This is a genomic window from Vibrio sp. MOR3, from assembly GCF_001557775.1.
Taxonomy (GTDB): Bacteria; Pseudomonadota; Gammaproteobacteria; order Enterobacterales; family Vibrionaceae; genus Vibrio; species Vibrio jasicida.
The window spans coordinates 259,066-282,925 of the sequence record NZ_LNRD01000005.1; the positions used below are offsets into that span (position 1 = coordinate 259,066).

The following is a 23,860-nucleotide window of genomic DNA, read 5'->3' on the forward strand; positions in this document are numbered from 1 at the left end:
ATTCGCCCCCTCATTGGTTGCAGATTATGTCATGCTTCTATTGACCTTTTACTTAGGTGATCAGTAAAACTCAAACATCTTTTGCACGGCTTGATAATCTTTAGTTTGTGTCAGAGACAACATCAATAAAATACGAGCTTTCTGTGGGTTCAACGTGCCAGATGCCACGAAACCGTATTTATCGTCGTCTATTTCTGCGTCCAAGGTAGTAGACCCAGTAGGCGTGCGAGAGCTGCGAACAACCATGATGCCATCTTTACTCGCCTTTTCTAACTCATCAAACACGCTATGGTATAAGTTCCCATTGCCCACACCAGCACTGACAATACCATCAAACTTCGCATCAACTAACGCTTTGACTGGCAAATTAGACGCGTTGGCGTAGTTATAAACAATGCCCACTTGAGGCAGTTTATCAAGTTTAGATACGTCAAAAGTGGTTTCAGTAGTGTGTTTGCGCTCTGGACTTCTTTGATATTTCGCGTCGCTGTTATGAATGTAGCCAAGTGGACCAAAGTTCGGTGATTGGAACGTGCTGACCGAAGTGGTGTTGGTCTTAGTGACATCACGGGCATCAAATATGGTGTCGTTCATTGCGACTAAAACGCCGCGGCCTTGTGAGTCTTCATCTGTTGCGGTCACAACGGCATTGTAGAGGTTCACTGGGCCATCTGCGCTCATCGCGGTAGAAGGTCGCATCGCGCCAACGATGACGACGGGTTTGTCGCTTTTTACGGTGAGGTCAAGAAAGTAGGCTGTCTCTTCTAATGTATCCGTACCATGAGTAATGACGATACCGTCGACATCATCTTGCGCGAGCAATTCATTGACGCGCTTCGCTAATTTCAACCATACCTCGTCATTCATATCTTGAGAACCGATACTGACAACCTGCTCACCAGAGATATCTGCAATCTTTGTCATGCTAGGCACCGCGTTGATCAGAGAATCTACTCCGACCTTACCAGCTGTGTAGCTGGATTCAGTGGCTGATTGTCCAGCGCCAGCAATCGTACCACCAGTCGCAAGAATCTTTATATTCGGAAGATCCGACTGAGCAAATGATAAAGAGCTGAAGCACAAACCAAGTGTTATCGCACTGAGGCGGAAAAGATTTTTCTTCATAGGGATCACCTGTTTTTGGGTTAGATGTTGGGGGAAGCGTTATCTATCCTAAAAACAGTACGGTAGATTTTTTGAGCGCAACCTCACCAATTTACAGATAAAAATAGTGATCAACCAAGCACTTAAAGAATATCAAATCAGATGGTTAACGTAATCGACGTGCTTGATTAACAAGTGAGCCTTTCCAGTAATCTGGTCAACAATTGATTAATCGTAATTGATTCATTAGTAAATAAAGAAGCGCCGTTGTACCACTGGTCGGGAACAGGAAGTGGTAGAGCAGTTCCGCCTAACCAAAGTTCCGTGTAGTTCTAATGGTCTGTGCTTCAGTTAAATACAGGTTGAAGTTTTTGCAATTGGGATGACTGGCTTGATTGTACGTACTCAAGGAAGTCTTGTTTTGGTATAGGCTTTGAAAAGTAGAACCCCTGAATGTTATAGAACCCAAGCTCATGTAACACTCTCAGTTGAGAAGGATCTTCCACACCTTCGACTATGACCGACATATTTAAGGTTTGCGAAAGAGTATGAATGGCTTCGAGCAAAGGCTGGATGGTATGTCCGTTACTCAAGTTGTTCACAAAGACACGATCGATTTTTATGATATCAAATGGGTACTGAGTGATGAAATCTAAGCCTGAGTAACCGGTACCAAAATCATCAACAGCAATTCGGATACCGAGCCTTGATAGGCGGTCCAAGTGTGCACGCAAGGTCAAGAATTCGTCATCATTGAATATAGCCTCTTCGGTAATTTCAAACACCAAACGTTCACTAGCTAGATAGTGATACTTCAATCGAGACTCGACTTCATTAATAAAATCTCCTCGAAGTATCAAAGAGCGACTCACGTTTACACTGATATAGCGCTCACTGAACATGATTTTGTTTTCGCTGATCATGGTGATTGCATTGTCTAAAACCAAGTAAGTGATTTGGTCTATCAAACCGACTTTTTCTGCCAAAGGAATAAAAATACCCGGAGAGATAAACCCTTGTACTGGATCGTTCCAACGGACTAATGATTCTCCACCAATTACAGTTCTATCTCGCTGATCGACAATTGGTTGGTAGTGCACGCTCAAATTACGGCCTTTTATAGCTTGTGTTAGTGAGAATTCTAAACTGTTTTTGGCAAACTTCTTTGATGAGAAAAATAGGTGTATGACCAGAGCACAAGCCATGCCTAATAGTCCGATCCAGAGTTTGCTTGCCAAGTATTGCCAATAAAATGGAAAGCCTATTGTTGAGTAGACGGTAAATGGTAATAGTTTGGATGTGGCTTGCTCTTGCCTAAGTTCATTTTGAGTGATGGTGTTTATCGCCGTTCTATCAATGATGTCGATACGATAATGCATGTCACCAAAGCGGAAGATATCGGCAACCAATATTTGCAAGACTTGTTTTGGAAAGACGACGCTGATACCTCGATCTTTTTGTTCAGTGAAGAAAAGGATCAAGGCTTGATTGTTGGTAAGTGCCCTTTGAGTAAATGATAACGTAGCATGTATGTCGCTATCTCCCAAACGATTCAATATGCTGGAATAGATACGAAAAGAAGGATGTCGTTCACTACTGGTACATAGAGCATTGCCATTCTGATCGAACGTAGAGATATCTTTCGCCATTCCTAAGCTAAAGATGCTTGTTCGTAAGTCATGAATTAGTTCATCGCATGATTTAAGGAAGTATTTGTCATCTAACAAAGGGAGCAATTGCTGCACATTATCGCGCAACTCAGTTTCGATCGCCGAAACTGCTTGTTCTGTGAGCTTTTTATGATGTTGATTTGCGAGGGGGATAAAAGCCAACATTGAAATCGTAAATGATAGTAGGCCAACACCGACCAACTGAAAATTATTATTCCACTTCTTAGACATTGTTTTAAAGAATTGATTGGTCACAGAATTAAATCGTGCAAGCAGGTAATGACATAAAACTATCTTAACCGTCTCAGTTTTAGGATTTGGTCAGCGTAAACTGTGATCGCTATCTTATAAAATATAGCTAAGTTACTATTTTAAAATAAAAAATGTCGATTTCATTCACCTTTTTTTAAAGCTTAATGCATGTGCATGCATGAACGCTTTAGAGCGGTTTTTACCATTTCATTCAGTAGATAATCATCAAAAAATGACTTACACAAAATGCGATGGAAACGCACATTTTTTCACGAGTGCTCTGACAATGTCCTAACGAAAACACAAATAACTTCGATTAATTTAGTCTCGGCAAACGTTTTCGTTGTGTGATATTCCACTATCAAGAGGTTAGAGAAATGATCGCGAAAATTTACTCTGTTAAAGTGACTTGTCCGTGCTGTGGTGAGCTGCATACTCAACAATCGAAAGATTGGTTTATTGACCGAACTACACCGTTCTTAGTTGGGGAGGGATATGACTTCCACTGCGGCTGTGGGCAGGAAGTTGAATTTTCTTTTTTGGCTCAACAACACGGTTCGATTGTCAGGCCGATGAGTGATTTAGGTATTTGATACGAGAAACCTACAAGCATTCTTTTCTGCAACACTGGTTCGATGTATCTAACGATAAATAAGTTAAAAAAAAGCGGCTTTACCCCGGAAAAGATAAAAAGCCGCTTGCTAATATAACCAAGTACTTAATGTGACTTGGATATAGACGTGTTAATCCACGTCTTAACGCATAATCATTTGCTCGCGACCAGGACCAACAGAAACCATTTTCACTGGCACGCCCATTAGTTCTTCAATACGTAGAACGTATTTTTGTGCCGCAACTGGTAGCTCTTCGAATTTACGACAACCAGTAATGTCTTCGCTCCAGCTTTCCATCTTCTCGTAGATTGGTGCTAGAGCAGCCGTTTGAGGCCAAATTGGGTTTTCGCTGTGCTCGCCTTCGTAACCAACACAGATTTTTAGATCTTTAAGACCCGTTAGACAGTCTACTTTGGTCAGAGCGATTTCAGTCGCTGCTTGAAGCTCAACGCCGTTCTTAGTCGCGACTGCATCAAAGTAACCCATGTCACGTGGACGACCTGTTGTCGCGCCGAATTCACCCGCTAGTTCACGGAATGCATCTTGCTCTTCCATTGCAGTGATTAGCGTACCAGTACCTACTGATGAGCTGAACGCTTTTGCTACTGCAATAACACGCTCTGGACGCAGAGCAGGAAGACCACTACCGATACCAGCGTACATAGACACAACGTTTGAAGATGTTGTCCATGGGTACTCACCGTAAACAAGGTCACGGCCCGCACCTAACTGTGCTTCGAACAGTAGAGTTTGGTCTTTTGCTTGCAGCTCTTTTAGTGGAAGCGTTACGTTGCAGATAGCATCACGCCAAGGAGCTGATACTTCTAGCAACCAGTTCGCCATCTCTTCTGCGGTTTGCTCGAATTCGAACGTTGGGTAAAGTGCACGTAGTTGTGGAAGTTTCCAGTCCATCCAGAACTTGATGCGTTCTACTAGAACTTCTGGTTGTTTCAACCAACCAACTAGGATGCCTTTTTTCATCACACGGTCGCCGTATGCAGGTGCAATACCTTGACGAGTTGAACCGTATGCTTTGTCGCCTAAGCGTTGTTCTTCTAGCGTATCTTCTAGTGCGTGCAGAGGTAGGCACAGTGTTGCGCGATCAGAGATGCACATGTTCACTTTAACGCCCGCTTCCGCGACTTCCGCAATCTCCTCAGACAGCGACGCAGGGCTGATAACCATACCCGGACCTAAAACTGCCAAACAGTCAGGGTTGAAAACGCCACTTGGTAGCTGGTGCAGTTTGAACGTGCCTAGGTCGTTAACTACGGTGTGACCCGCGTTGTTACCACCTTGGAAACGAATGCTTGCAGAAGCTTGCTCTGCCAAAAAGTCAACGATGCGGCCTTTGCCTTCATCACCCCAGTTTGCACCCACAACAACGATAGACGACATAATTCATTCTCCAAAAACAGACCGGAAAATCTTAGGATGCTCGCATAAATAAGAGAAATTAATTATACTCATTAACTTGATAAGAAAGTCATATCGGGTAATTTTCTATGTTGGATTTGAACTGGTTACGTACGTTTGTCACCTTGGCAGAAGTAAAACATTTCGGAAAAACAGCGATTGAACTGCACATGACGCAGCCAAATGTCAGTCTTCACATCAAGCAACTAGAACAAGCAACTCGTACCAAGTTGATAGAGCGCAACCCTGTACAACTGACTCAGGCGGGTAAGCGGTTATTAGACACTGCCGAACACATGTTGAATGAGCTACAAATCTGCCAATCCGATCTCAATGCCATTAATGACTTAACGCAAGGAACGCTCTCGATTGCGGCGAGTGACATTGTCTCGCGTTTGTTACTTATCAAGCCATTCCAGCAGTTCAAAAACGAGTATCCTGGTATCGACTTAGCACTGTTCAACACCACTTCATCGCAAGCGGTGGATTTGGTAAAAAGTGCTCGTGCTGACATCGGTTTTGTTATTGCGCAGAAAGAGAGTCAACCACTGCACTTTACGTCGCTGACCCAGATTCATTGGTGTGCTTTCGGCGATAACATTTTCGATTGGCGAGATAACAGCGAAGAGAACCAAACACTTATCTTGCTCGGTCACGATACCCGAACGCGTGAGTTGATTGACGCGTCTCTGCCAGAGCTAAACCTGCCAAAACATAGAGTCATGGAAGTGGGCAGTGTAGAGGCTCAAATTGATTGGGCAGAAGCCGGTTTCGGAACGGCAATTGTGCCTGATTTCTCCCTCGATCCAAGATTGAAACTATCAAGAAAAGTGACGCCATTACCCAGCTTCCCCAACACCGATTTTGGCTATATTGTTCGCCAAAACCAAGTGCTGTCTAAAGCCGCAAAACAGCTTCTTAAATGGGTAGCTGAGAATGTCTCTGTGGTGGGGTAAAGCTTAATACAGTTCTTCGAGGTTAAGCACGTTAAGTTCACAAACACTATAGATTTCATTAGTGATGGGTTCCGTTTTTGTTGTCGGATAAGTGAAGACTTTGAGTGGGGCGTCCAAGTTGCAGGTCAAGTTTTCAAGAGAAATGAACAGAAGGGGAGACGGGTGAAATGAATGGACTTTTGATTGCCATATCGTTATCTCATTACCTTGAAATTGGGTGCTGAGATCCAGCTTTACTCGAATATCTTACAATGACTGATGTTGATGTTTTGAATCTAATAGCACGGCTTCAAAAACAAAGTACCCTTCCGCATTAGATTGTGTCGAGTCAGATACAACACCTTTGAAAACAATCGTCCTTTCGATATTGATGCCCTCAACGGGCTTGCCATTTAAACGCAGATAGCCAGATATATAAGGACTTAAAACACCTTTCATTTTTCATGTCACCTCTTGCTGAAATATAAAAGGTGTCAGAATCTTTAAAGTTTATTGAGCGAGCAAGAATAAACCTTGTATTTTCGACTAATATCACCACGCTTTGAAAACGATTAAGTTTTCTCGATGAAAAAATGAGGCGAGCTGTTTATCATAGGCAACGAAATTAACCATGCCACTATTGTGATGACTGACAAGATTATCTCCATCCCTCTACCATCTTTGATTCACCGAATTGGTGGTGATCATGCTAAGCGAGCCAAAGCTATCGCCGCAGAGAACAAGTGCGAACTGAAGCGTATTCGACGCTCGCGTAATTGGGAAATTGCAGGTGAGGCTTTGGATTTGAAAGCGTTCCTCGATCATATCAAGGCAGAAGAATCTGAGCCAATGCGATTTGTGATCAACAAAATGGAAGTTGGTCTTGCCAAGCACAGCGATAAGCTTGAACCTTTGGAAGCCAAGCTGATTCGATTCGTCTTGGAGAATCCAAACATTACTTTGGCGGAGCTAATGTCGGAAACCAACTGTACCATCGCCCAAGCTCGAACGGCGCGTTTCGATGCTGAGATGCTATAAACCTGAAAGTTTCTTCTCCTATTCCCTGTCTATATAGGTAAGCGATTGATTATCAAACATCGGATAACGTAGAGAGGGAAGGTTATGAAGCTGATATTGAAACTGTTGAGTGTATTCTTCATTTGGGGGAGTTTGACGCTTCCTGCTTTCGCTCTTGATCCTGTTTATAGCGACTTTCTCGGTAAAGCGATTCGTGGTTATGACCCTGTCGCCTACTTCACTCAATCAAAACCAGTCAAAGGTGACAGCGATTTCACTTATCGTTGGAATGATGCCAAATGGTACTTTTCATCGGCTGAAAATCGGGATGCATTCGTGAAAAACCCTGAGAAATTTGCACCGCAATATGGCGGCTATTGTGCTTGGGCAGTGAGCAAAGGCTATACCGCCAAGATAGATCCTAATGCGTGGAATATTCACGATGGAAAGCTCTACCTAAACTACAGCAAATCCGTTCAAGCCTCTTGGCAACAGGACATTCCGGGCAACATTGCGAGCGGGGATAAAAACTGGCCGAAGTTACTTGCAGAATAACGAAGTCTAACAAGATAAAAGGTCGCTATTACAGCGACCTTTTTCAATTTTGGTTCCATGAAATGGAGCATTACCACATCAGATCGTCTGGTACTACGAAATCTGCGTACGGGTCATCTTCTGCAGGGATATCCGCTTCTGGTTCTTTCTGTTCGATGATCACAGACTCGTCACGTTGAGCAATCTTGTTCGCAACAGGACGAGGAATGACCACATAGCTTTCACCAACGATGGCGATTGCCAAGATGCCTTTGATCAACTGATCACGGACAAGTGAATCGACATAGAGAGATTTCACTAGCGTGCCGTGAGTGAAATTGTATTTGATGTCACCATCTTTCAAATCAAGCTTGTTCATTTCGATTAGCTGAATGATTTGCGCTTTAACTTCTTTGCTCAAACGCTCGTTGTTTTGCTGCTCGCTAAGTTGCTTGTCACGTTCTAACTGCTGACGTTTGTTCTCTTCAACCGCCGCTTTAACTTCGCGGGCTTGAACGCGTGATTTTTTAGAGCCTTTCTTAGCTTTCTTCAGTTTTTTCTCGTTAACCAAGCCTGCTTTTAGCATCTGCTCTTGAAGGGTAAGTTTTGCCATGTTCTATCCGGTTAGTGCGCAATTTTGTGCATTTTAACCAGTCAGAAGACGCAAAGGAAGAGGGGGAAGTCCTTCTCATTGATATTGAGTTCGCTAAGGTAAGGAGAACAATGGAAATGAGTAATGGTTAAAATATAGAACTTGATTCGATAAAAATAGTAGAAATAAAGAGACTATCATTCTGTAATATAATTGAGTAATTATTAGATAATTCCAACGGCCTTTACTTTAGTGTGCTTATTGTTATTTATTCTTCAATTTATTGCGAGGCTGATAATATTAGTAATCATTGATGTAGTTGATTTTTATTTTATTGGTTTTAATTTTGTCGATGTCAGTCACAAAAAAAAGTCAGAGGAAAAAAACTCAATTTATGATCCTTTACCATAACTCGATAACCCTCACCGTTGAAATCTATTATTTGTAATGATCGATATATTGCTGTCCTTTCCGACCAATGTGTTCTTTGTGCCGTTTGTTTTTCTTCTTTTGATTATGTGCATTGATCTCATCTTTAATGTTGTTGATGTGGCGGTCGCAGATATCGATTTATTTGAATCGGGAAGTCTATTTAGTGGTGGGCTCTTATTGCCCCCTATATTATCTAAAGTCCCACTAGCGGTGGGCCTGTGCGTGAGTTTCTTCTTTGCCACTATTCTGTCTTTCTATTTTTCTTCTTTTATAGATCAATACATTAGTACTACTACAGCGATGATTGTGAAAGTCGTTTCTATCCCTGTTAACTTCTATTTGTCTTTGTATATTAGTGCCAAGCTATTAAGCCCATTAGCGCCACTCTTTGATAAGAGTAAGGCGTTTGCAAAGGTCGATTTTGTAGGGATGAAAGCAAAAGTGCACAGTGGTGAAGTGAATGCTCAACGCGGTGAAATTATTGTCCATCATAATGGCAGTGAATTCTTACTGGATGCCCGAATATTAGAGTCGGATGCACCCATTGAATATGGTAACGATGTCGTAATCGTTTCTCTAAATAAACAAAAAAAATATTACATTATTAATCAGTAGCTAGAAAATTAAGGAGCAGCTATGCAGATTTCTCCAAGTCTGATATTCCTTGGGATTGGTATCGGGATTTTTTTGATTATTCTTGTGTTTCTTACCACCCGATATAAAAAAGTTCGAGGTGAAGGCGACGCGCTTATTGTAAACGGACTGCATGCTACTCGCGCTTCTTTAACTGGTACTTTTGTATGGCCAGTGATCAATAAATTTGAGTTTATGGATATTACTCGTAAAAAAATCTCTGTCGTTAGAAGTGGTCGTAAAGACCAAGAAGGCGAAGAATATGAGGGCCTGCATTGCCGAGATAATATTCGTGCGGACCTTAAAGTCGATTTCTATATCGGTGTGAATCATGAAGAAGAAGACATTGTTCGTGTTGCTAAACTCTTTACTGCTCATGATGCCTCTAACCTGGACCGCTTAAAAGAGCACTTCCAACCTAAGTTTTCTGAAGCTCTTAAAACGGCGGTAAAACAGTTTGAATTCGAAGAGCTGTTAACTAATCGTCGTGCGTTTCGTGATGCCGTTGTTGATGTAATCGGTAGCGAAATGGATGGTTTTAAAATCTATGATGTTGTGATCGATAAAGTCGACCAAACGGCTTTAGATGCGCACAGCCCAGGCAATATTCTCGACGTAGAAGGCATTCGTAAAATCTCTGCTATTACCGCGCAAAAGAACACGGAAACTAACGCGATTCGTCAGGATGAGCAAACGACCATCAAGAAGAAAAACGTTGAGGCCGAAGCGAATCGTCTCCAGCTTGATAAACAAGAGAAAGAGAGCATAGCTCGTACTCAGCGTGAAATCGATATTATCAAAGCGCAAGAAGAGGCGTTGGCCGCTGAAAAACGTGAAGAATATGAGCGAATTACTAAGCTAGCTGAACTTGAAACCGAGGAAGAAGTTGCTAAGAAACGCGAAAGTGTCGAGATGGAAGTCGAAATGACACGTATTGCAAACCAGCGCCAAGTGGCAATTCAACAAGAAGAGCTCAATCGTTCCGTCGAGACTGAACGAGTTCGCACTTCAGCGGAAGTCGCTGAAAAAGAAATGCAGAAAGAGACGACGGTCGAAGAAGCGATGAAGTCTGTCGCAGAGACTCGTTCTCAGCGCGTTGAAATCGAACGTAAGATTGCGCGCGAAGAGGAAGAAACGGAAAACTTGCGCGTGAATGAGCGTGTAAACCGTGAAAAACGCATCAAGCTGACGGAAGCAGAAGCGGTTGCGGAATCTGCTCAGATCGAACTATTGGTTGCAGCTCGTGCAGAGAAAGACGCAGCTCGTGAACGTTCTGAACGTATCTTGATCGAAAACGAAGCTGAGATGAAAGTGAAGACTCGTGACGCGGAAAATGAGTTGGCAGTGAAGACTCGCCAAGCTGAAGCGGAACAGGTGGTCACAACCAAACGTGCGGAAGCAGAATTTGTGGCGAAAGATCGTGAAGCCGCAGCGAAAGAGCGCATGGCACAAGCAGAGAAAGAGTTGATTAGTGCAACAGGTCTTGCTGAAGTGGAAGTAGAGCGTGAGCGTGCGCTTGCGATAAAAGAGACGGGTGAAGCAGAAGCTTACACCTTGCAAAGTGCCGGTGAAGCCGAAGCTCAAGCCCTACGTGCTAAAGGCCTGGCAGAAGCTGAAGCTCAGACAGCTCGCTTCGAGGCGGCTCAGCAATATGATGATCACACACGTGAACACGACAAGTGGGTGATGCAGTTACAGCAAGAGAAAGACCTTGAATTGGCGCGTATTGATGCTCAGAAGACTGTGGTCGGAGCGAATGCTCAAGCCTTGGGCGAGGCGCTATCGAAGGCAGATATCCGTTTGTTTGGTGGTGAAGGGATGGAGCAAATCCGCCGCACTATCATGGATGCTGCTGTCGTTGATGCGAAGTTTAACGAATCAGAGGTTCTTAACCCACTGGTCTCAGATTACGTAAATGGCAACCGTAGCTTGCCGCAAGACATCAAAGACGTGTTAGAGAGTACGGAACTGAAAAGTAGTGATTTGAGTAACGTTGCTTTAGCGGGTTTGCTGAATTCACAAGGTGGCGCCGCGGAGCTGATGAAGAAAATTCAAAGCTCATTAGACACAACAACCAGCGATAAATCTTAACCTTTCATTCTCTCTAAAAAATCCCGCTTCATCGTAAGCGGGATTTATAGGTATTAGCATGTCAGATATGACTCAAAAAGCGGTGAGTGATGTTGGTGCATACGATGTTTTAAAGACGCGTTTGTTGCAGCAAGGCAGCCAGCTAAAGTCTCTCTCCCAATCCTTCAATCAGCAACGTCAAGAAACGTTTGGCGGTCAAGATTTCAAGTTGATCGGCAAGGTCAATGTTCAAACCGATGCCAAGTGTATTCCGATCGACATGGCTCAGGTAAACCAGCATTTACTGTTCGGTTATCATGTCCAAGTCGGGATGAAAGCGACCCCTTCGTTAGATGATGTCTTCGGGCTTTATCAGCTTCACGAAAATGAAGGTACGTTCCGTGTAGAACGCCTTCCACTTGAATCCAGTTTTTTATCGGATTCTCGTTTTACCCATGAATTGACGGAACTGTTTACTTACTACCGAGACGCGAGGCTTTCTCAAATCTCTCGTCAAGAAAGCACGCTTTACCTCGCCTTCCAAATCGGAATGCGCCCGGAAGACAGGAAAGTATTTCGTTTTCAGATCAACGCCCACTCTATCGAGTACATTGATTCTTTGGGGCAAAACGCGCTAACCAGTGTTCCTCAACATGATTTTGATTGGATCCCAACAACGCGAGATGATCATGTGCTTGGCGATCACCCGCATGTATCTATTCAAGATAAGCTGTTTGTTGAATGTGTGGGTGGGGACTTAACCATCAAGGTGGAAGACAACACCAAAGATGGCAAAGGTATTTACAGAGAGGACGTTGAAGATCCTCACCAAAGCGTTGCTGATGCACAGATCGACTACGCGTTTGTCGGAGACTTAATCGCGCTTCGAGTAAAGCCAAACCGAGAAAAACATGCTCGATACTTCCTCTACAATTCAGTGAATCAGTCCGTCGTAAGGGCTGATGCATTAAGGGCAAGTGCAAAAACGTTACCTGAAGATCATGGTGTGCTTTACGCTAATGGTTATGTTTTATCAAATGGCGAAGACAAACAGTTCGCCTTTGAAGCTGACCAGCTCAAGTTTTTCCAACAGATCACGTCACCGAATGGTGAAGACATTCTTTATATCTTTTTCAACGCCGTTGAAGGTTATTACATCGCCTACACCTACAACTTGATTGAAAAGAAATTTGAAGCGCCAATGGAAAGCCACGGTTACAGCTTATACCCAGATGGCCGCTGGTTAGTCTTTCAACTGTCAGAAAATGAAGAAGCGTCTACCATCCACCCAATGAGAATTTGGGATACGCCATTTTCTACATCAGAGCACTATGCGAAGGTAAATGCGCAAACTCAAGGCAGCAGTCCACTGTTCAATCTTGGTAATACGGAGCTAGTGCGAGCACTGTCTTCTGTACTTTCGATTTGCCAATTAGCACAGAGTGAAGAGGTGACTCAAGCAGCCTATGAGGTACTGATAAAGCAGTGTCGTTCAACGCTCGATCACTACACCTGGCTCAATCATGATTACGCTTGTGGAATAGGCAGTGCGATCAATGAACTCATGGGGACTACCGATAAGATCATCGATGAGTTTGCCAAAGTTCAACAGCTACAAAAACATGCAGCAAGCAGTCTTGATAAGCAAAAATCTGCGGTTTCCGAGCTTATCGGGAAAATAAAACTGGCACCCAAAGAGCAAGCGAACACGCTACTGAGTTTACTTAGTGAGGTAAAAGGGCAAGTTGGCGTGACTATGTCGCTCCGTCAGCAGCATTATATTGATGAGGTTCAAGTCGACCGTTTGCTTGAAGAATTACAGGCACAGCGTGAGTCACTTAACCTACACTTGCTCACTCTTCTTCAGGACGAAAAAGCGTATGTCCCGTTCAAGAAGCAAATTCAGAAAATCGAGTTACAACTCGAAGAAGTGAGCAAAACGGCGGAGATTCAGAAACTAAGCGAAGAAGTTGAAACACTTCGTCATGAGCTTCAAATAGTGACGGAAGAAGTTACAGACATCGAAACCGAAGACCCGACACAAGCAACTCGGATCTTAGACCTTACGACAGAAGTAACGTCGCTGCTTAACACTGTTTCAGCCAAGCTAAGAGCAAAATCTCAAGGCTTACAAAGCGAAGAAGCTCAAGCGGAATTTAGTGCTCAATTTAAGCTACTCAGCCAGTCGGTGAGCAGTGCAATGGAGCAAGCGTTAACGCCAGATGATTGTGATACCCAGCTTGCTAAGCTCGTTGGGCAATTGGATAAGTTAGAGTCGCGTTTTGCAGATTTCGACCAGTTTTTGACCGAAATATATTCAAAGCGTGATGAGATCCAATCGACACTGGATAACCACAAGCAACAGCTCATAGCGGGTCAACAACGTCGAGTTCATAACTTGCTCCAAGCGGCGAATGTCACTATGAGCAGCGTAGAAAAGCGCGTTGAACGATTTGATGATGTCGCAGGGCTAAATAGCTACTTTGCTACTGATGCAATGGTACTTAAGCTACAACAGTTGTCTCAGACTATTCGTGAGCTTGGCGACAGTGTGAAAGCTGACAGTGTTGACGCAAAATTGAAATCGCTTCAAGACCAATCTTTGCGTGCGCTACGTGATAACCAAGACATCTTCGAGAAAGGTGGAACCGTTCTGCGTTTGGGCAAGCATAGGTTCAGTGTGAACCAGCAACCACTTGACCTTAGTTTGGTCGATCAAAGTGGTGAATTGGCGTTACACATTTCCGGTACGGATTTTTACCAAGCAGTTGAAGATAAAGCATTCCTCGACTTGCAAACCGTTTCTCGTTTAGACGTAGCCTCAGAAAGTGAAGATGTCTATCGAGCGGAATATCTGGCGTATTTGATCTTGCATCAAGCTTCTATCAATCAAGATGGGCAGAGCCTAGAAACGCTTTATGAAGCTTTGAAAGAAGATAAGTTGAATGAACTCGTTCAACGCTTTGCGGCGCCACGTTATCGAGAAGGGTATGTCAAAGGTATCCACGATCATGATGCGGTCAACATTTTACGTAAAGTGCTGCCTGTTTATCAGCAAGCGGGGTTACTGCGTTACAGCCAAACCGCGCGCTCGAAAGCCATCTTATGGTTATTAGAGCAAGATGCTGATCAAATAGATCACTATCAACAACAGGCGCAAAACGCGAAGTTATTACGAGAGCATTTAAATGCATCGCAAGCGTATCAAGAGCTGCAAAAACAACTGGTTGATTCCCTAAATGATGATCAACATGAAGCCGCTGACTACCTTGCGCAGCTATTGAGTGAGCAAGATTGGCAAATTGAAGTGAGCCAGGATTCTCTTTCTCTCTGTGAAGATTATTTGCAATTTAGACGCAGTTTGGGCTGGCAACCTCAACTGCTCAGCTTTACCGAATCATTTAACGATCATCATCAGTGGTTAAGCGCGTACACTGCGAAAAAGCAATACGGTCAGGCATTCGCATGCGAAGCGGCGACGGTTGCTGTCGTGAATACCATGTCTGAGCAAAGGCTAGGTAGTGTCGACTTTTCATTGGTGTGTCATGTCGAGGGGTTATTGGGAGAACACACTCGAATAAACAAGGGCAGTGTAGAGCTCGTGTTGGATGATTTTATTCAAAGAAACGAACATCATCGAAGCTCGGTAGTTCCGAACTTCGAAGCCTATCTATCCCAGCGTACCCAGTTGTTGAGTTCTGCCAAAGAAGATTTCCGTCTTAGTGAGTTTAAACCTCGCCCATTAACGTCATTTGTGCGCAATAAGCTGATCAGTGAGAGTTACTTACCTCTTATTGGCGACAACTTTGCTAAGCAAATGGGCACGTTAGGCGATAAAAAGCGTACTGACTTGATGGGGATGCTACTTCTTATCTCTCCGCCTGGTTACGGTAAAACGACGTTAATTGAGTATGTTGCACACAAATTAGGTTTGGTGTTTATGAAGATCAATGGCCCATCCATCGGTCATCAAGCGACATCCCTCGATCCAGCCGACGCCCCTGATCAAAATGCGGCGCGTGAAATTGAAAAAATTAACCTCGCGTTCGAGATGGGCAACAATGTGTTGCTGTACTTGGATGATATTCAACATACTCATCCTGAATTTTTACAGAAATTCATCTCACTCTGTGACGGTACTCGCCGCATAGAAGGTACATGGAAAGGGAAAACGAAAACTTACGACATGCGTGGTAAAAAGTTTGCTGTCGTCATGGCGGGTAACCCGTACACCGAGAGTGGTGAAGCGTTCCGAATCCCAGATATGTTGGCTAACCGTGCGGACATCTACAACCTCGGTGACATGCTGTCCGACCAAAAATCGATCTTCGACTTAAGCTTTATCGAAAACTCCCTCACCTCCAACAATGTTCTTGCGCCTTTAGCAACGCGAGATCTGAATGATTTGTACCGCTTTGTCAGAATGGCAGAGGGAGAAAATATCGCCCTGAGTGAGATGAGCCATTCGTACTCAGCAATCGAATCTGGCGAGATCGTGACAACCCTACAAAAATTGATCATGGCTCAGCAAATTGTGCTGAAGGTGAATCAGCAGTACATCAAGTCAGCCGCAACAGCGGATCAGTATCGTGTCGAACCGCCATTCAAGCTGCAAGGCTCGTATCGAAACATGAATAAACTGGCGGAGAAAATCTCGTCAGTGATGACCGACCAAGAGATGAACACGCTGCTTCAAGATCACTATCAGGGTGAAGCGCAAACGCTGGCTGCGGGCACTGAAGAGAACCTACTTAAGCTTGCAGAGCTACGTGGTGACATGACGGATGAACAGCGAGCTCGTTGGTCTGAAATCAAAGAAGGGTATCAGCGTCAGCAAATGATGGGTGATTCCGAAGACAGAGCCGGACAGGTGGTGCAGCAACTTGCCATGCTGAATCAGCACGTTGCTCGCTTTGGTAACCATGAACAGGAGGGCAACTAAATGAATCGACAGAAATGGTCTGCATGGTTGGAGGCCTCGATACAAGATTACCGCCTAGATGATAGTGAGCGAAGAGAGCTCCAATCGGAGCTGCAGGATTCGGTATTAAGTCATGAAGACCGTTCGTACCTGCGGAATTTTAGCTTTAAGCTTGTACAACAAGAAATACAAAACCAAGGTGATGCAGCCGCTTTGGTTCGCTGGTTAGAGCGAGTAGTCAAAGTCTTAGACAATGTAATGAGTGCGAATTCGGCAGATACCGCGTCGAGTTGGTTTTCACCGGGTAGAGCGTGCGCATCCGGCATTATTGAACAGCTGAAACTGGCCCGTCATTCAGTGGATATCTGCGTTTTCACGATTGCAGATAATGACTTAACCGATCAGATCCTTGCGGCGCATAAAAGAGGCGTGGCGGTCCGAATCGTGACCGACAACGACAAAATGTACGATAAAGGCAGTGATGTTGAATATCTTGCAGCACAAGGTGTGGCGGTTAAAATTGATACCACTCGATATCATATGCACCATAAGTTCGCGATATTCGACCAACAGCGGTTGATCAATGGCAGCTTTAACTGGACACGCAGTGCTTCTAAATACAATCAGGAAGATATTACGCTTACCGACGATCGCAGGTTTGTTTCTGCGTTCTCAAGACAATTTGAAACGTTATGGCAAAAGTTCCCTTGTCATAAGCCGTCATAAACATAGGGAGATCCCATGACCGAATTGATGAATTCTGAACATCAGGTACTTGAGGTGGACGCTACTCCTCAAATCGTCGCGCTAGCAGAGCAATTTGATGCGTTTGACAGTGTAGCGACGATCACTTTTGGTAAAGAAGCACTAGAAAAAATCACCGCTTTCTCTGACGAAGTGTTAGAGCAAGTCCGTGTTCGCGACAGCGGTGAAGCGGGCGATATTTTGCATGCAATGGTATCGTCCATGGACAGCGCTGAATTCTCAAATCTAGGCAAAACCAGCTTATTATCGAGACTTCCTCTAGTCGGTGAGCTTTTTGATTCATTCAAAAAATTCTCGGCAAGTTTTGATTCAGTGAAAAGCCAATTGGAACAGCTTTCAGGGCGTTTAGAAGCACAAGAGATGAAGTTGGCTCATGATATTACCCAGCTCGATACGCTCTATGATCATAACTTAGATCTGCTTGGCGGATTAGAGCAGTACATCGCCGCTGGTAGGTATAAGTTAAATCAACTTACTCAGAATGTGTTACCAAGCTTACTGGCACAATCTGAGCAAAGTGGCGACGCGTTGGATGCTCAGAAATATCGGGATGCGACCCAAGCTGTTGCGCGTTTAGAAAAGCGCGTGCATAACCTTGAGCTTACTCGCCTTGCTGCCATCCAAACTGCGCCCCAGATTCGATTGTCTCAAGAAGGCAATAAAATGCTGATGGAAGACATTCAAGATATCGTTCACAACACCTTCCCATTGTGGAAGCGCCAATTCTTGATTGCGATTTCCAATTACGAAAAAGAGAAAGCGTTAAAGGTAACGCGCGCGGTGAAGGATTACACCAATAAGCAATATGTGCAAAACGCGGAGAAACTGAAGGCGTTAGAAGAACAAATTGCAGAAAACTACCAGCGTGGCATTCTCGATCTCGATTCTCTAGAGACCGTGAATCAACTGACGATAGAAACGTTGAACAATACACTATCTCGAGTGAAGGAAGGCAGAGCGCAACGCGAGCAGGCTCAGCAAGTGATTGAGCGAGCAGAGGCGGAACTTAAACAAGCGCTTCAGCAAACCTTGTAAGGTGAATCATCGAGAAATCACTCCCTTACTTATTTTTTATCTACTTGTAACTAGTAATAGAAAATAGGGAGTGATTTTTTTGGTAAAAGAGACAGCGTGGTTTCATGCCGAGTTTACAGAACCACATCAGCGGTGATTGCGCTTACATGTGACCAGAACCGTGGAACATGCCACCGAACATTCCACCAAATATCATCCCTAAAATGCTGAAGATGATCCCTAGAATGATCATCGCCGGGATTGAAGCGATAGCGAACTTGACCATAAAGATCACCATCGACATAAATGGCATCTTAATATCAACAACGGTGACTTCTTGTTTTGTAGTTTCATCAGACACGAGCGTTCTCCTAAATTTGCATTCTGAATATGCAGCCAGTTTATTACATTCAAACTTAAGAAAACGTTGAGCTGCGTTGCGCTTTTCCCTTTATGGGATAGCAACTGATTAATCTGAGAAATACGGCACGCTATGAATCGCTATTAGAAGCGGGTAAAACCTCTCAACCAAGCGCTGGATAATCGGTATAGCCGTGTTCATTGCCACCAAAGAGTGTTGAGCCATCCAGTTCTGCCAGAGGTTGTTGGTGCTGTAAGCGCGCCACCAAATCTGGGTTAGACACAAATGGGCGTCCAAACGCGACTAAATCCGCATAGCCTTTCTCAAGTACCTCGTCAGCACGCCCTTGGGTGTAACTGCCTGCGACGATAATCGTATTGGTGAAGTATTCGCGCAGTTCGATGCGGAAGCTTTCTGGAATCACTGGTGCGTCGTCCCAATCCGCTTCAGACAGGTGTAAGTACGCAATATCACGAGCTTGAAGTTGTTTCGATGCATCGAGGATGGTTGGCACAATGTCTGGGCAGTTCATGTCCTTGAAAGTGATGAAAGGTGCGAGTCGTACACCCACTTTGTTGGCACCAATGGCTTCGCTCACCGCATCGACCACTTCTAACAAAAAGCGAAGTCGGTTTTCGCGAGTTCCGCCGTAGTTGTCGGTTCTGTGGTTTGAATTGGTACGTAGGAACTGGTCAATCAGGTAACCATTACCGCCGTGGATTTCGACGCCATCGAAGCCTGCTTCCATCGCACGTTTCGCGGCATAGGCAAAATCACTCACAACGCGGTCAATATCGGCTTGAGTCATGGCTCGGGGCTCTACACAATCGACCATGTTGCCATTGCCTTGTTCGTCGGCAATCCACACTTGGGTTTCTACAGGTTTTAGTGCTGATGGGGCAATAGGCTGTTCGCCTCTTTGGAATGTCGGGTGTGATACACGGCCAACATGCCATAACTGACAAAACATCGTTGCGCCTTGCTCTTTTGCTGCTTGAGTGACGGTTTTCCAGCCTGCCACTTGTTCATCAGTGTAGACGCCTGGTGTGAACGAGTAACCTTGCGAATCGTCTGAAATCTGGGTGGCTTCAGAGATGATTAAGCCTGCGCTAGCGCGCTGCTTGTAGTAAGTCGCCATCATTTGGTTTGGAATGTTTCCCGGTTGGCTGGTGCGCGCTCGGGTCATTGGTGCCATGACGACGCGGTTTTGTAGATCCAGTTGTTTTAGTTGTGCTGGTTCAAATAGCTTGCTCATGATCGGTTCCTTACTTGAGTAGTGGTACTTGGGTTTTGTTGCTTACCGATTCCATCCAATCTTTCACGGTGTTGTCCCATTGGATTTCTGCGGCACTGAAGAACCCGCGCAAAATAGAAAATAAGATCGCTTCGTCTACCAACGTCACATGCTGGTAGGAATCGAGATTCAACACACTTTTCGCACGTTCGATGAGCGCTTCTACCTCTTTGGCAATGTTTGGTGTGTCTTGCAGAAGTGCGTCAAAATTGAGTGCTTCAGTTTCCTTTTTCGCGCGCCAAGCGAGCTGTGCAGACTGAGTGGCAAACTCTGGTAAATCCATGTTTGACCACCGTGGGTAACCCACTTTCTGCAATGGAAGAAACGCAATTTTTTGCCAATCCAGCGCTTGCTGAGATGGTTGGCTTGTTTCACTTGATGTAGCCAGTTCAAGGAGGTAAGCGATGATATCTAGGCTTTCTGCCATCGCTTCACCGTTGTCTTTGATAAGAAGTGGTACTTGCTTGGTTCCAATCAGGTCTGTTGTGGTTTTGCCATCGTCATAAGCAATATTGATGACGTCGAGTTGGATATTCAGCATGCCAGCAACGTAGCGGGCGCGAGCACTGAATGGGCAATGTTCGTAAATGTAGAGTTTCATAGTGTTTTCCTGGTGATTTGTATTGGGTAGCCCCGCTTGTTCGGGAGGCGTTAAGTCAGGGCTACCAGTAGGGATGAAATTAGTTGTTGAAGCTTGGTGTTAAGTCGGTTTGTTTGCTTTCTTTGCGGTTCGCCTTGGCGATGAATAACAAACCAATCAATGGAACAATGATGGCTGCGTAAGGGATCATGCCTGCGCCCATTTGGCTATCGAGCACCATGCCGCCTAAGAAACCACCAAAGGCATTGGCTAAGTTGAACGCAGAGATGTTTGCCGTCGCTGCTAACTCTTGACCTTCACCACCGTGGTTCATTACTCGAAGCTGCATTGCTGGCACGTTAGCGAATGACGCAATACCAAATACAAAGGCGGTGGCAATAAACAGAACTTTGCTGTCGACAGCTAGGCCGACCAGTACCAGTGACACAATCATCGCGATAGCCCAGAACATGGACGCTTTTTGTAGGTTTTTATCTGATGAGCGACCACCCATGGTGTTGCCGACAATCAGACCGACGCCAACGATAACCAAAATCCAAGTCACGGCACTTTCACCAAAGCCAGTGATGTGCATGGCGATAGGGGCGATGTAGCCATACAAAGTCATAAACCCCGACCAAGCAAATACGGTGATCGCAAGGCTAATAAGTAGCATTGGGTTTTTGAACGCAGCCAATTGCGCTTTGACATCTTTTGCTTCGCCATGACCAGTCGATTTGATCACTGAAGTGATGAAGAACAGAGCCACTAAACCAAAAGCGGCAACGGTTAAGAAAGTGGTGTGCCAGCCGAATTGCAAGCCAATCCAAGTACCGCCAGGCACACCTAAAACGTTAGCCAGTGTTAGGCCCGCGAACATCTGTCCGACCGCACGGCCTGCCATTTTTTCTGAAACCAAGTTGGTCGCCACCACGGCTCCGATACCGTAGAAAGGACCTTGAACCAAGCCCGTGATCACTCGGCTGACCATCAACACAAAGTAGTTCGGTGCGAAAGCGGACATTACGTTGCCGAGAATAAACAGCACCATTAGCCCAGCCAGTACGGCTTTCTTGTTAAAGCGTGCTAAGTAAATCGTAAGTAGCGGGCCGCCAAACACAATGGCAAGCGCGTAGGCACTGATTAGGTAACCCGCTTGCCCTTCCGTGATGGACAAAGAGTTGGCGACTTGAGGAAGAATTCCTGCAATAACAAATTCCGCGGTACCGATAGCAAAAGCTGCAAGCGTTAGGATCCATACCTGCAGTGGCATTTTTTCTTTATTCATGGGGGAGTCTCTTTTTTTATTTCGTTTGAACCCATTGGTGCCATTCTTTTGTATTGCTCTGACACCTTGTTTTTATTTGCGGTTAGCTAAGCGTGTGTTGTTAGCCAAGCAGTGCGCCACCATCAACATCAATCACGGCGCCAGTCATGTAGCTGTTTTCAATCAGAAGTAAGTAAGCTTTTGCAACGTCACTGGCTTCGCCAACTTTGCCTACAGGTAAGCTATTTTGTGTGCGTTGGTACATGGCATTTCTGTCGTCTTTGCTCATGCCTTGATACGCCTCAGTTTTAGTCAAACCAGGGCTGACCGCATTCACTCTGATTGGAGCCAATTCTTTCGCCAGTACTTTCGTGGTCGCTTCAATGGCTGCGTTGATGGCAGTTTTGACGTAGGTGTTAGCAACAACTTTGCGCGATAACATGCCAGACGTTAGCGTAATTGAGCCGCCTTTCTTGATGTAGCGTGCGCCATGTTTCGCCGCGTTGATTGCGCCCCAAAATTTGGTATCGAACGTGTATTTTGCTTGGGAAACTTCTACATCCACCACTTTGCCTGCCGGAGCATAAGAGCCTGCTGTGACGATCAGGTGGTCAAAAGCACCAATGGCTTCGAAGTAGTGGTAAACCGACTGTTCATCGCTGATGTCTAACCCTGTTTTGCGGCTTGCTACGTGGACAACCGCATTCTCGCTTGCAAGTTGTTGGCTAAGTTCAGCACCAATACCTGATGTGCCACCGAGTACGACGTAAACGGTTTTTTCTGTTTTCATGATTTGTTTCTCCAATCTTGTTTCGTTGGAGCCAGTATATTGATTGGAAGAAATTTGATAATTGGGTAATATTTGAATTTATTATTCAGCTCAGTCGAATAATGAGGTTTTAGGAGGGAATGTGGACAAGTTTTCGGATATGACGCTGTTTGTCAGCATAGTGAAGAACCAAGGGCTGGCGGCGGCTGGCAGAGAGCTCGGCTTATCGCCAGCAACAGTAACGGCAAGATTGCAGTCGCTGGAAGACCGTTATGGGGTGAAATTACTTAATCGTAGTACGAGGCATATCTCACTGACGGACTCTGGTGCTATGTACCATCAGGCATGCTTGGAAATCATCGACAGTGTCAAAGAGACGGAGAACTTACTCCAAACTGGCACCAAAGAAGTGCGCGGCACACTTAAAATCTCGGCTCCTCGTGATATTGGTAAGCAATACATTTCGCCAATACTGTCGGAATTTAGTCAGCTCTATCCTGATGTGATCCCTTATCTGTATTTGAACGATAACTTATCCAACTTGGCGGAGTCCGGTTTGGATATTGTTATCCGATATGGAGAGCTAGCCGACAGCAACCTTATCTCTCGCAAACTGGCGTCCAGTCGCCGAGTGCTTTGTGCTTCTCCTCAGTATTTGGCAAAGAAAGGCACGCCGATCACGCCACAAGATTTAGCACAGCACGATTGTTTAGCCATGGTTCGCAGCAATGAAGAGTTGAAAACATGGCACTTTCAAGATGAAGAGCAGCACAATGTAGTTACTGTCGTACCGAAGCGTTTTTCTGATGATGGCGAAGTGATTCGTCAATGGGCATTAGATGGGGCGGGGATTGCGTTGAAATCGATTCTCGATGTACAAGAGGACATCAAACAGCAGCGTTTAGTGACGGTGTTAAATGGCTATATGAAGAACTTCAACGCATCGACCTCTTCTGCAGGCGCAGATTTGAATGTGATTTACCTGAGTCGCCAATATCAACCCAAGCGACTTCGTTTGTTTTTGGACTTCTTGATTGAGCGTTTTCATAGCCAGTTTCCGGAATAAGCAAGACTTAGACTGCAACCCGTAATTGAGGCCATGTGATTAGCCAGTTTTTGGATTCTACCCGAGATTGAAACAGCGCCCATGTTCGCTTGGGGTTGTAAGTAATCTGGCCTTCAAACAAAGACTCAAATCCGAACGCAGAAATGCACTCTATCTGGTTCTTTTCGTTCAATCTGGCCGCAACCGCCGTCTCTTTTTCTGGCCAGTAACTCATCGAATCTAAGGTACTTTGGTAAGGTGTATCACCATTCCTTAGGTGCATGTTTGCTTGATTGCGCACTTGCCAGTTGAGCTCTGGCATTAAGGCGTTTAACTGCGCTTCGTATTTGAGGTAGGTTTGTTCGTCCAACTCATTCGGATCGAAATAAACAACATCTAGATCGTTTAATGGTGTTGGATTTTGCTTCTGGTGAAGGTGATCCCAAACTAAGTTTCGCACAAAGCCCGCAGCAATGTAGCAATCTGGCAAAGCCAGTGATCGAACACACTCCAATGCTTGAATGCGAAGTGGATCCTCTGCCAACAACTGGGCAAGTTTTCCTTCAAACATCGGT

The 23,860-nt window shown here is 44.8% G+C and carries 21 protein-coding genes; 10 read left to right on the top strand and 11 right to left on the bottom strand.

The window, feature by feature from the left end:
• Window positions 1-60: 60 nt before the first annotated feature.
• Window positions 61-1,125, bottom strand: a complete 1,065-nt coding sequence (ansB, locus tag ATB76_RS12990) for an L-asparaginase 2 (RefSeq protein WP_038865054.1) — start codon at window positions 1,123-1,125, stop codon at window positions 61-63.
• Between the two features lie 326 nt (window positions 1,126-1,451).
• Window positions 1,452-2,939, bottom strand: coding sequence for an EAL domain-containing protein (locus ATB76_RS12995; RefSeq protein WP_038865056.1), 1,488 nt, complete (start codon window positions 2,937-2,939; stop codon window positions 1,452-1,454).
• A gap of 464 nt (window positions 2,940-3,403) precedes the next feature.
• On the opposite strand from ATB76_RS12995, the gene ATB76_RS27230 reads away from it, so the two are divergent.
• Window positions 3,404-3,619 (top strand): hypothetical protein, encoded by a 216-nt coding sequence (locus ATB76_RS27230; RefSeq protein WP_080774341.1) that lies wholly within the window; start codon window positions 3,404-3,406, stop codon window positions 3,617-3,619.
• 162 nt (window positions 3,620-3,781) lie between these two features.
• Here the strand turns inward: ATB76_RS27230 and ATB76_RS13000 are convergent, their stop codons facing one another.
• A complete protein-coding gene (locus ATB76_RS13000) occupies window positions 3,782-5,038 on the bottom strand; it encodes an adenylosuccinate synthase (RefSeq protein WP_005439252.1) in 1,257 nt (418 codons plus the stop codon).
• Between the two features lie 107 nt (window positions 5,039-5,145).
• Here ATB76_RS13000 and ATB76_RS13005 point away from each other — a divergent pair, with 107 nt between their 5' ends.
• A complete protein-coding gene (locus tag ATB76_RS13005) occupies window positions 5,146-6,012 on the top strand; it encodes a LysR family transcriptional regulator (RefSeq protein ID WP_009706318.1) in 867 nt (288 codons plus the stop codon).
• A 246-nt stretch (window positions 6,013-6,258) separates the two neighbouring features.
• Here ATB76_RS13005 and ATB76_RS28645 read toward each other — a convergent pair whose 3' ends face one another.
• On the bottom strand, window positions 6,259-6,450 hold the full coding sequence (locus ATB76_RS28645) for a DUF6795 domain-containing protein (protein WP_240538038.1): 192 nt from the start codon (window positions 6,448-6,450) through the stop codon (window positions 6,259-6,261).
• A 186-nt stretch (window positions 6,451-6,636) separates the two neighbouring features.
• On the opposite strand from ATB76_RS28645, the gene ATB76_RS13015 reads away from it, so the two are divergent.
• Both ATB76_RS13015 and ATB76_RS13020 read left to right on the top strand, forming a co-directional pair.
• Window positions 6,637-7,029, top strand: a complete 393-nt coding sequence (locus tag ATB76_RS13015; RefSeq protein WP_061035404.1) for a ribosome recycling factor family protein — start codon at window positions 6,637-6,639, stop codon at window positions 7,027-7,029.
• A gap of 84 nt (window positions 7,030-7,113) precedes the next feature.
• Entirely contained in the window at window positions 7,114-7,563 is a 450-nt protein-coding gene (locus ATB76_RS13020; RefSeq protein ID WP_020194663.1) for a YHS domain-containing (seleno)protein, read from the top strand.
• A gap of 70 nt (window positions 7,564-7,633) precedes the next feature.
• Here the strand turns inward: ATB76_RS13020 and ATB76_RS13025 are convergent, their stop codons facing one another.
• Window positions 7,634-8,155: a DUF2058 domain-containing protein gene (locus tag ATB76_RS13025; protein WP_038865060.1), complete on the bottom strand. Its 522-nt coding sequence runs from the start codon at window positions 8,153-8,155 to the stop codon at window positions 7,634-7,636.
• 468 nt (window positions 8,156-8,623) lie between these two features.
• Between ATB76_RS13025 and ATB76_RS13030 the strand changes: the two genes are divergently transcribed.
• Genes ATB76_RS13030 through ATB76_RS13050 form a run of 5 tightly spaced genes read left to right on the top strand, consistent with a single transcriptional unit; the run spans window position 8,624 to window position 17,990 of the window.
• Window positions 8,624-9,181: a DUF1449 family protein gene (locus ATB76_RS13030; RefSeq protein WP_104029994.1), complete on the top strand. Its 558-nt coding sequence runs from the start codon at window positions 8,624-8,626 to the stop codon at window positions 9,179-9,181.
• A 21-nt stretch (window positions 9,182-9,202) separates the two neighbouring features.
• Window positions 9,203-11,290 (top strand): peptidase, encoded by a 2,088-nt coding sequence (locus tag ATB76_RS13035; protein WP_038865062.1) that lies wholly within the window; start codon window positions 9,203-9,205, stop codon window positions 11,288-11,290.
• Window positions 11,291-11,348: 58 nt separating this feature from the next.
• The gene (locus ATB76_RS13040; protein WP_061035406.1) at window positions 11,349-16,211 is read left to right on the top strand and encodes a DNA repair ATPase; all 4,863 of its coding nucleotides are present in this window, start codon (window positions 11,349-11,351) and stop codon (window positions 16,209-16,211) included.
• Complete coding sequence (locus ATB76_RS13045) at window positions 16,212-16,916, top strand: phospholipase D-like domain-containing protein (RefSeq protein WP_061035407.1); 705 nt, start codon at window positions 16,212-16,214, stop codon at window positions 16,914-16,916.
• A 15-nt stretch (window positions 16,917-16,931) separates the two neighbouring features.
• Window positions 16,932-17,990: a toxic anion resistance protein gene (locus ATB76_RS13050; RefSeq protein ID WP_038865067.1), complete on the top strand. Its 1,059-nt coding sequence runs from the start codon at window positions 16,932-16,934 to the stop codon at window positions 17,988-17,990.
• A 142-nt stretch (window positions 17,991-18,132) separates the two neighbouring features.
• On the opposite strand, the gene ATB76_RS13055 is transcribed toward ATB76_RS13050, so the two are convergent.
• The 5 genes from ATB76_RS13055 to ATB76_RS13075 all read right to left on the bottom strand — a co-directional run bounded on the left by ATB76_RS13055 (window position 18,133) and on the right by ATB76_RS13075 (window position 22,261).
• A complete protein-coding gene (locus ATB76_RS13055) occupies window positions 18,133-18,330 on the bottom strand; it encodes a hypothetical protein (protein WP_038876674.1) in 198 nt (65 codons plus the stop codon).
• Between the two features lie 163 nt (window positions 18,331-18,493).
• Window positions 18,494-19,585 (bottom strand): alkene reductase, encoded by a 1,092-nt coding sequence (locus ATB76_RS13060; protein ID WP_061035408.1) that lies wholly within the window; start codon window positions 19,583-19,585, stop codon window positions 18,494-18,496.
• A gap of 10 nt (window positions 19,586-19,595) precedes the next feature.
• Window positions 19,596-20,225, bottom strand: coding sequence for a GrxB family glutaredoxin (locus tag ATB76_RS13065; RefSeq protein ID WP_061035409.1), 630 nt, complete (start codon window positions 20,223-20,225; stop codon window positions 19,596-19,598).
• 79 nt (window positions 20,226-20,304) lie between these two features.
• Complete coding sequence (locus tag ATB76_RS13070) at window positions 20,305-21,492, bottom strand: MFS transporter (protein ID WP_061035410.1); 1,188 nt, start codon at window positions 21,490-21,492, stop codon at window positions 20,305-20,307.
• 100 nt (window positions 21,493-21,592) lie between these two features.
• Window positions 21,593-22,261, bottom strand: a complete 669-nt coding sequence (locus ATB76_RS13075) for an SDR family oxidoreductase (protein ID WP_061035411.1) — start codon at window positions 22,259-22,261, stop codon at window positions 21,593-21,595.
• 121 nt (window positions 22,262-22,382) lie between these two features.
• Between ATB76_RS13075 and ATB76_RS13080 the strand changes: the two genes are divergently transcribed.
• On the top strand, window positions 22,383-23,306 hold the full coding sequence (locus tag ATB76_RS13080) for a LysR family transcriptional regulator (RefSeq protein WP_009706305.1): 924 nt from the start codon (window positions 22,383-22,385) through the stop codon (window positions 23,304-23,306).
• Between the two features lie 7 nt (window positions 23,307-23,313).
• On the opposite strand, the gene ATB76_RS13085 is transcribed toward ATB76_RS13080, so the two are convergent.
• Entirely contained in the window at window positions 23,314-23,856 is a 543-nt protein-coding gene (locus ATB76_RS13085; RefSeq protein WP_061035412.1) for a nucleotidyltransferase family protein, read from the bottom strand.
• Between the last annotated feature and the right edge of the window lie 4 nt (window positions 23,857-23,860).

Coding starts and splice junctions, on each gene's coding strand:
- ATB76_RS13070 (WP_061035410.1), bottom strand. CDS start 21,492: ATGAATAAAGAAAAAATGCCACTGCAGGTATGGATCCTAACGCTTGCA.
- ATB76_RS13035 (WP_038865062.1), top strand. CDS start 9,203: ATGCAGATTTCTCCAAGTCTGATATTCCTTGGGATTGGTATCGGGATT.
- ATB76_RS13060 (WP_061035408.1), bottom strand. CDS start 19,585: ATGAGCAAGCTATTTGAACCAGCACAACTAAAACAACTGGATCTACAA.
- ATB76_RS12995 (WP_038865056.1), bottom strand. CDS start 2,939: ATGTTGGCTTTTATCCCCCTCGCAAATCAACATCATAAAAAGCTCACA.
- ATB76_RS13085 (WP_061035412.1), bottom strand. CDS start 23,856: ATGTTTGAAGGAAAACTTGCCCAGTTGTTGGCAGAGGATCCACTTCGC.
- ATB76_RS13000 (WP_005439252.1), bottom strand. CDS start 5,038: ATGTCGTCTATCGTTGTTGTGGGTGCAAACTGGGGTGATGAAGGCAAA.
- ATB76_RS13075 (WP_061035411.1), bottom strand. CDS start 22,261: ATGAAAACAGAAAAAACCGTTTACGTCGTACTCGGTGGCACATCAGGT.
- ansB (WP_038865054.1), bottom strand. CDS start 1,125: ATGAAGAAAAATCTTTTCCGCCTCAGTGCGATAACACTTGGTTTGTGC.
- ATB76_RS13050 (WP_038865067.1), top strand. CDS start 16,932: ATGACCGAATTGATGAATTCTGAACATCAGGTACTTGAGGTGGACGCT.
- ATB76_RS13045 (WP_061035407.1), top strand. CDS start 16,212: ATGAATCGACAGAAATGGTCTGCATGGTTGGAGGCCTCGATACAAGAT.
- ATB76_RS13005 (WP_009706318.1), top strand. CDS start 5,146: ATGTTGGATTTGAACTGGTTACGTACGTTTGTCACCTTGGCAGAAGTA.
- ATB76_RS13065 (WP_061035409.1), bottom strand. CDS start 20,225: ATGAAACTCTACATTTACGAACATTGCCCATTCAGTGCTCGCGCCCGC.
- ATB76_RS27230 (WP_080774341.1), top strand. CDS start 3,404: ATGATCGCGAAAATTTACTCTGTTAAAGTGACTTGTCCGTGCTGTGGT.
- ATB76_RS28645 (WP_240538038.1), bottom strand. CDS start 6,450: ATGAAAGGTGTTTTAAGTCCTTATATATCTGGCTATCTGCGTTTAAAT.
- ATB76_RS13040 (WP_061035406.1), top strand. CDS start 11,349: ATGTCAGATATGACTCAAAAAGCGGTGAGTGATGTTGGTGCATACGAT.
- ATB76_RS13015 (WP_061035404.1), top strand. CDS start 6,637: ATGACTGACAAGATTATCTCCATCCCTCTACCATCTTTGATTCACCGA.
- ATB76_RS13025 (WP_038865060.1), bottom strand. CDS start 8,155: ATGGCAAAACTTACCCTTCAAGAGCAGATGCTAAAAGCAGGCTTGGTT.
- ATB76_RS13020 (WP_020194663.1), top strand. CDS start 7,114: ATGAAGCTGATATTGAAACTGTTGAGTGTATTCTTCATTTGGGGGAGT.